The sequence below is a fragment of the Mesorhizobium sp. M7A.T.Ca.US.000.02.2.1 genome, from assembly GCF_003996995.1.
In the GTDB taxonomy this organism is placed as follows: Bacteria; Pseudomonadota; Alphaproteobacteria; order Rhizobiales; family Rhizobiaceae; genus Mesorhizobium.
Genome location: NZ_RZTT01000292.1, coordinates 1 through 7,772, shown reverse-complemented (window position 1 = coordinate 7,772; position 7,772 = coordinate 1). Strand labels below are relative to the sequence as shown.

Here is a 7,772-nt window from a genome sequence, read left to right as displayed (position 1 = left end):
TGCTGGCGGGCGCCGCCGCGCGGTGGTCACGCAAGGCGGCGAGCTGTTTTTGAAAGGACGATTGATCCACTGCCAAACTCCGAGACCTCGAGCCATCATTACGGACCGGATGTTTCCGGCGCGTGTCGTCGCGACGATCTATCGGGCCGAACTCCACCCGTTTCAATGCGCAGCGATGACGCAGACGTCACGCGGCGATGACGCAGACATCACGCGGCGATGACGCAGACGTCACGCACGATGTCATCGCCGGCATGAGGCGCCGCGTCACCCCAGGATGCCGCAACGCGGCATCAAAAGGACGTGAAGGATCACTGGCATAAATCCCAACGATCAGAAAAATTGATTGGCGCAACCCCTTGTGCCACGGTTACGTTCGGCTGGTCCAGCCAAGCGAAAAAGGCTGGCCATCGAGGAAATCTCCCATGCCACAGCGAAACGACACGGCGATATGGTCCGGCCTGTTCCGGATTTCGGCCGAATCCGGCCAAACCCTGCAGGCGCAGATCCGCCAGGCCATCGTAGCCGCCATTCTCGACCGCCAGATCGCCGCTTCGATGCCGCTTCCTTCCTGCCGGATCCTGGCCGAAAAACTTGGCGTGGCTCGCGGAACCGTGGTGCTGGCGTTCCAGCAGCTCGTCGACCAGGGTTTCCTGGTGGCGCGCGAGCGGCGTGGCCATTTCGTCAATCCCGACGTGCTGGCGACACCGGCCAAGCCGCACCAGAAGGCGCCTGACCAGGCCAACGAGATCGACTGGAAGGCACGCCGCAAGATCGCCGCCAGCGACATGCCGCCGCCGGCCAAGCACGAGAACTGGATCAAGTCGTCCTATCCCTTCGTCTACGGGCAGTTCGACCCGGCGCTGTTCCCGACCGCCGAGTGGCGCGAGTGCAACCGCATGGCGCTTGCCGTGCTGGAAATCCGCAACTGGGCGTCCGACATGGTCGACCGTGACGATCCGTTGCTGATCGAGCAGATCCAGGCGCGGCTCCTGCCCCGGCGCGGCATCTTTGCCAACCCGGACGAGATCATCGTCACGCTGGGCGCCCAGAACGCGCTCTACATGCTGGCGACGCTGCTGATGTCCAAAGGCTCCAAGGTGGCGATGGAAGACCCGGGCTATCCCGATGCCCGCTCGATCTTCCGCCTTGCCGGCGCGGAGATACAGCCGGTGCCGGTCGACCAGTCCGGCATCGTAACTGCTTCTATCCCCAACGATTCCGGCTTCGTCTTCGTCACGCCCAGCCATCATTGCCCGACCATGGTGCCGTTGTCGGCAGAGCGGCGGCAGGATCTTCTGGCGCGAGCCAACCGCTACAACCAGATCATCATCGAGGACGGCTATGACAGCCAGCTTCTCGACGAGGCACCGCAGCAAGCACTGAAGAGCCTCGATCGTTCCGGCCGCGTCGTCTATGTCGGCTCGATGTCCAAGACGCTGGCTCCGGGCCTGCGGCTCGGCTACATCGTGGCGTCCGCCGGACTGATCGCGGAGCTCAGGGCGCTGCGCCGCTTCATGCTGCGTCACCCGCCGGCCAACAATCAGCGCGCCGTAGCGCTGTTCCTGTCGCTCGGCCACCACGAGGCGCTGGTGCGGCGGCTGTCTTCAGCCTTCGACGAGCGGCGTAAGCGGCTGGTCCATGCGATTTCCGCCTTCCTGCCGGAATGGCGTTCGACCGATTCGGCCGGCGGCACGTCGCTGTGGCTCGAAGGGCCGCGCGGCACCGATTCGCGCGGGCTGGCCGAGGCAGCCGCCTCGCGCAGCGTCATCATCGAGCCAGGCGACCGTTTCTTCGATCGCACTGAAAAGCCTTCGCGTTTCATGCGGCTGGGCATCTCGTCGATCGCACTGCAGCACATCGAGCCAGGCATTCGCGAACTGGCCACGGCCGCCGGACGCAGACCCGCGGCCGCCTGATCCATCGTCGATCTCTCGTGACCGGAGCCGTTCGCAGCGGCTCCGGTATTTTACCTCTGGCACATGGAACTGGGCCAGCTGGCCCATAGGATGGGCCAGTGCCAGCGGCATAGTCGGCGTCAGGGGAAGAAGCAGGCCGATGGTGGACCAACCGCCACGAGTTCCTGCCGACGAAGGTGGAGTGCTTCCATGCCAGTGGCTGTCGAACAGCAGGACACGCCGGCGAACCGTCGTCCGCAGCGCTCCGGTCTTCGCGAAACAGGACATGCCATGCGATCATCTCCCCTGGTGGAGGATACCAGACCACAGCACAAGGCCATCGAGGGTGGCGGCTACGGGCCGCTGCGCGGGGATGACCGCGAGCGTATCCACGAGGGCGTGCTGACGCTTTTGGAGACAGTGGGTTTCGCCAATGCCATTCCTTCCTGCATAAAGGTGCTGACCAAGGTGGGGGCGGTCCACGGCGACGATGGCCGGGTCCGCTTTCCGCGCGCGCTCGTGCTCGACACCATCAAGCGGGCGGCACGACATTTCACGCTTCATGGCCAGGACCCCAGGCACGACATGGTGGTCCAGGGCAAGCGCGTGCACTACGGCACGGCAGGCATCGCCGTGCACCTGGTGGATCTGGAGAAGCGCGAGTACCGCGAGTCCAAGCTGCAGGATATTTATGATGCCGCCCGCATCGTCGACGGGCTGGACAACATCCATTTCTTCCAGCGGCCGATGGTGGCGCGCGACATCGCCGATCCGCTCGAGATGGATTTCAACACGCTTTATGCCTGTGTGATGGGAACATCGAAGCACGTCGGAACATCCTTCACCGTGCGTGAGAACGTGAAGCCTGCGCTTGAAATGCTGTACGCCATCGCCGGCGGCGAGGAGAATTTCCGTGCCCGGCCGTTCGTTTCCAACTCCAACTCATTCGTCGTGCCGCCAATGAAGTTCGCCGAGGATGCCTGCGGCGTGCTTGAGGCCTGCGTCGAAGGCGGCATCCCGATCCTGCTGCTGTCGACCGGCCAGTCCGGCACCACGGCACCCGCGGCGATGGCCGGCGCCGTCGTGCAAGCAGTGGCCGAAGTGCTGGCCGGCCTGGTCTATGTCAACGCGCTCAAGCCCGGCCATCCGGCGATCTTCGGCGCATGGCCGTTCATGTCGGACCTGCGCACCGGCGCCATGGCGGGCGGGTCGGCCGAGCAGTCGGTGGCAACGGCGGCCTGTGCCCAGATGGCGCAATTCTATGACCTGCCCGGTGGCTCCGCCGCCGGCATGACGGATTCGAAATTGCCCGATATTCAGTCCGGCTACGAAAAGGGCATCACCAATGTGATGGCCGGCCTCTCCGGCCTCAACCTCGTCTACGAGGCGGCCGGCATGCATGCCTCGCTGCTCGGCTTCTGCCTGGAGAGCCTGGTCATCGACAACGACATGCTCGGTCATTGCCTGGGCTGCGCGCGTGGCATCGACGTGACTGACGAGGCCCTGTCGATCGACAGCATCGCCGAGGTCTGCCTCAAGGGTCCGGGCCACTATCTCGACAACGAACAAACGCTCAAGCTGATGCAGACCGAGCACTTCTATCCCGCCCTCGGCGATCGTTCCTCGCCGAAGGAATGGAACGAAAAAGGCCGGCCTGATATATTGCTGCGTGCGATCACCGAGAAGAAACGCATTCTTGCCGAGCGATTTCCGCGCCACGTGCCAAAACAGGTCGACGACAGATTGCGTGCCCGCTTCGGCAACCTGATCCACCTGCCGCGCACGCAAATGGGCGCCTGACCGGAGACGAGTTCGTGCAGCCATACAGCCACCACCCGGAACCAATTCAGGACGGAAAACCGCTTCACACTTTTCCTGGAATTGCGCTCTTCGTTTGACGCAATTCCGAACAGAAAACCGCTTCACACTTTTCCTGGAATTGCTCTGGGACCAACCATCGGGCAGAACGACAAATGAGTGTGCATCCTATCCAGCAAGCACCCACCGACGGCGACGCGATCGATCGGCTGGTGGCATCTCATCGGCCAGGTCACGGCCTGGTGCGTGCCTTCTATCATGATCCGGCGATCTTCGAGCGCGACATGGAACGTGTCTTTCGCCGCCACTGGCACTGCCTGGCGCATGCCAGCGTCATCGCGAACCCGGGCGATTTCGAGCTGTTCAAGCTGGGTGACGAGGCGGTCATCCTGACGCGCGGCATGGATGGCACCGTGCATGCCATGCTCAATGTCTGCCGCCACCGTGGTGCCGAGGTCTGCACCAAGGAGAAGGGCAATGCGAAGATGTTCGTGTGCCCCTACCACGCATGGGCCTATTCCAATGACGGATCCTTGCGTGCCGCGCGCCTGATGCCAAAGGATTTCGACCGCGCGGCGCACGGGCTGAAGAAGCTTCATGTCCGCGTCGCTTCCGGGCTGGTCTTCATTTCCTTCGCCGAGACGCCGCTCGATTTCGATCCGATCGAACAGTCGCTGCGCACGAGTTGCGGCCAATATGGCTGGGGCGACGCCAAGGTGGCGTATCGCCAGTCCTATGCGCTCGACGCCAACTGGAAGCTCGCCGTCGAGAACTATGTCGAATGTTACCATTGCGGGCCGGCGCATCCGGAATATTCGCAAACGCATGCGCTGGAAAAACCGGCCGAGATGATCGAGCAGCTCAATGCCGCGATGGAGCAACGCACCTGCGCGCTCGGCATCGAGATCGGCAGCGCCAACCGCTGGCAGAACTCGGCCGCCGGACAGGAGGCGATCCACACTTTCCGCTATGCGCTCTATGACGGCGTTTCCAGCGGCAGCAAGGACGGCTCGCCGGTCGCGCCGCTGATGGGCCGTTTCACCGACTATGATGGTGGCGTGACATCGATCCATCTTGGCGGTACGACCTTTCTCGTCTGTTATCCCGATCACGGCATGATCTATCGTTTCATCCCGAAAACAGCTGGTACCTGTGAGATGGAGCTGATCTGGCTGGTGCGCGGCGACGCGGTCGAGGGCCAGGACTACGATCTGGAGAAGCTGACCTGGCTGTGGAAGGTCACCACCGAAGAGGACAAGAAGATCATCGAGCACACCGCGCGCGGCGTGCGCTCGCACTATTTCGTGCCCGGACCGATCGCGCCGATGGAATACAACGAACTGCGCTACATCGGCTGGTATCTCGAGGAGATCAGCCGGGCCTGATCGGCTCGGCTGCCGCAGGGGATCAGGCAGATCTTGCCTTTCGCGTCATTCCGCGCTGAGCCCGTATCGGTCGACGACTTCAGCGTTGATGAGCTTGGCATGCAGCGTCATCAGCACGATCTGCGCGTCGAGGCTGTCGCCGGTTTCAAGCGCCGCCTCGATGCGACGCTCGGCTTCCAGCGTCCGCTCATGGCCATTGGCTTGCTCGAAGGTTTCCGGACCCGCGATGCAATAGCTGCATAATTGTGCCACCGACGCATAGGTGCCCGGCGGCGGCTCGTCGGGCCAGCGATCCTTCATCAGGTTGACGATGGTAAGCTTCACGCCCTCCGGCACAAGGGCTGGATGCAGATCGGCGCCGCGCAAGGCATCGTCGAGCTGCCTCAAGTCGCCCGAACGGCCGAACATTCCGAGGAAGCCGAGGGAAGAGCGCCGTCCGGCCATGATGTTTCCTTCCGTTTCCAGCCCACTTAGGTGGTGGGCAAGCGGATTACAAAGGCGGTGCTGTCTAACCAGCCGCCGCCAGCAAGACCCCTGCAAGGGCGGATAGCGCGAGTGTCGGCAGCATGCCGACTTTCAGCTTCAGGATGGCGACCATGGCGGCCACGGATAGCAAGGCCGCACGCCAGTCGATGGACGAAAGCACCGGCACGTTCATGCCAAGCCCCGTCGCGTGCACCTCACGGAAAATGACATGCAAAGCAAACCATAGGGCCAGATTCATGATCACCCCAACAATTGCGGCGGTGATCGCGCCCAGTGCGGCCGACAATGCCTTGTTGCCGCGCAAGGCCTCGATGTAGGGCGCCCCGAGGAATATCCAGAAGAAGCAGGGCGTGAACGTCACCCACAGGGTGAGCAGCGCCCCCAGCGATCCGGCAAGTAACGGGTCGAGCGATCCGGAATGGCGGAACGCGGCGATGAAGCCGACGAACTGCAGCACCAGGATGAGCGGTCCTGGCGTCGTTTCTGCAAGTCCAAGACCGTCGACCATTTCACCCGGCGCCAGCCAGCCGAAGGACTGGACGGCTGCCTGCGCGACATAGGCGAGCACCGCATAGGCGCCACCGAAGGTGACGACAGCCATCAGGCTGAAGAACCGGCCTATCTCGGTCCAGACGCTTGCAGAGCCGGTGAACCACCAGATCAAAAGAACAGGCCCGAGCCAGATCGGCAGCCAGATGGCGAGGGTGCGCGGCGCGTGCCATTTGGTCGGTTTGACATGGGCCAGTTCGCCACGCTCGAACATCAGGTCGACCGCTCCCTTGGAGTCGGCAACACCGTCCTTGCCATGGGCCGAGCCGGAAAACAGGCCGGGAGCAACGCGGTCCCCCAGCCATCCCGTCAGGCCGGCGAGAAGGACGATGAGCGGAAACGGCACATTCAACGCATAGATGGCAATGAACGCCGCGACCGCGATCGACACCATGACCCGGTTCTTGAGGGCGCGTCGCCCGATCCGGATCACCGCCTCGATGACAATGGCGAGCACCGCCGCCTTCACCCCGAAAAACAGCGCCGCGACGAGCGGCATGTCGCCATAGAGGACGTACAGGCTGCTCAAGGCGAGCATGACGAGCGCGCCCGGCACGACGAACAGGATGCCGGCGACAAGGCCACCGGCCGTCCTGTGCAGCAGCCAACCGATGTAGATGGCGAGTTGCTGGGCTTCCGGGCCAGGCAGCAGCATGCAGTAATTCAACGCATGCAGGAAACGCCGTTCCCCGATCCAGCGCCGCTCCTCGACCAGTTCCTTGTGCATCAGTGCGATCTGCCCGGCCGGACCGCCAAAGCTGAGCAATCCGATCCTCGCCCAGACCTTCACCGCCTCGGTGAAGGTCGGTGCAGCCGGAACCGGGATGTTTTCCGCTGTATCCGCCGGGACGAGAGCGCTCATGTCGGTTTCCCCGCAGCGGGCCAGTTGTGCGTTTCTTCGGTGGCGTCGCGACACCAGCGGAAGAACGCGTCGTAGAGCAGCATGCCTGCTTCCAGTTGTTCCAAATCGTCGCGGAACATACGCGACAGACCGAGCGAGGCAGCCAGAAAACCGGCCGCCTGGGGCACCAGGTCGAGGCTTGCGGTGTCGGCCGCGCGCACGATCAACGCCAGGCGATCGAGCGCCCCGGATTCCAACCCGAACTCCTCGATCATGGTGTCGAAGGTGCAGCGTTCGCCGCGATGGCTCCAGAACACATTGTCGATGTCGAACGGCACGGCCTGAAAGCGGTCGGCAACAGCCAGTACTTCAGCGGGTTCGACAAACAGGAACACCGCGTCAGGGTCGAGGAAACGCCGGATCAGCCATGGGCAAGCGATGCGGTCGACCTTCGGGCGGGATCGCGTCACCCAGACGGTGGCGCCCTTTTCATTGCGTGGCGGCAACTTGGCGGTGCGGACCAGAAGCCCCCCGGCATCGCGCCAGGCCTCAAAGCCGCCTTCAAGGGATTCGGCTGATATCCCCTCATGGCGCATCCATGCGACGACGCCTTGCGAGAGCTTTTGCCCCTTCTGGCAGACGACGGCCACCGGCTTGCCGGCGAATGCAGCGGCCCAGGTCGAAACGGTTTTGAAATCGCGCCGGCACGAGGCCGGCAACAGGCGCGGATCGGCTTCGAAATCTTCTTCGATGCGAACATCGATGATGACAGGTGCACCCGGCAGACCTATGAGC

At 63.3% G+C, this 7,772-nt stretch carries 7 protein-coding genes; 4 read left to right on the top strand and 3 right to left on the bottom strand.

Annotation, left to right across the window (positions count from 1 at the left end; genetic code table 11):
• The 4 genes from EOD15_RS36300 to EOD15_RS23760 form a co-directional block, all read left to right on the top strand.
• Positions 1 to 223: hypothetical protein (locus EOD15_RS36300; RefSeq protein ID WP_210212201.1), on the top strand; the 223-nt coding region annotated here is incomplete at its 5' end.
• Between the two features lie 202 nt (positions 224 to 425).
• Positions 426 to 1,919 (top strand): PLP-dependent aminotransferase family protein, encoded by a 1,494-nt coding sequence (locus EOD15_RS23770; RefSeq protein WP_024503382.1) that lies wholly within the window; start codon positions 426 to 428, stop codon positions 1,917 to 1,919.
• A 189-nt stretch (positions 1,920 to 2,108) separates the two neighbouring features.
• Positions 2,109 to 3,698, top strand: coding sequence for a trimethylamine methyltransferase family protein (locus EOD15_RS23765; protein WP_127271378.1), 1,590 nt, complete (start codon positions 2,109 to 2,111; stop codon positions 3,696 to 3,698).
• Positions 3,699 to 3,871: 173 nt separating this feature from the next.
• The gene (locus tag EOD15_RS23760; RefSeq protein WP_127317747.1) at positions 3,872 to 5,101 is read left to right on the top strand and encodes an aromatic ring-hydroxylating dioxygenase subunit alpha; all 1,230 of its coding nucleotides are present in this window, start codon (positions 3,872 to 3,874) and stop codon (positions 5,099 to 5,101) included.
• A gap of 45 nt (positions 5,102 to 5,146) precedes the next feature.
• Here EOD15_RS23760 and EOD15_RS23755 read toward each other — a convergent pair whose 3' ends face one another.
• The 3 genes from EOD15_RS23755 to EOD15_RS23745 all read right to left on the bottom strand — a co-directional run.
• Positions 5,147 to 5,545: a hypothetical protein gene (locus EOD15_RS23755; protein ID WP_127317745.1), complete on the bottom strand. Its 399-nt coding sequence runs from the start codon at positions 5,543 to 5,545 to the stop codon at positions 5,147 to 5,149.
• A 64-nt stretch (positions 5,546 to 5,609) separates the two neighbouring features.
• Positions 5,610 to 6,998 carry a chromate transporter gene (gene chrA, locus EOD15_RS23750; protein ID WP_127317743.1) on the bottom strand — a complete coding sequence of 463 codons (1,389 nt, stop codon included), beginning with the start codon at positions 6,996 to 6,998 and terminating at the stop codon, positions 5,610 to 5,612.
• Positions 6,995 to 7,772: sulfurtransferase/chromate resistance protein (locus EOD15_RS23745; protein WP_127408883.1), on the bottom strand; the 778-nt coding region annotated here is incomplete at its 5' end. The genes EOD15_RS23745 and chrA, both read right to left, overlap by 4 nt.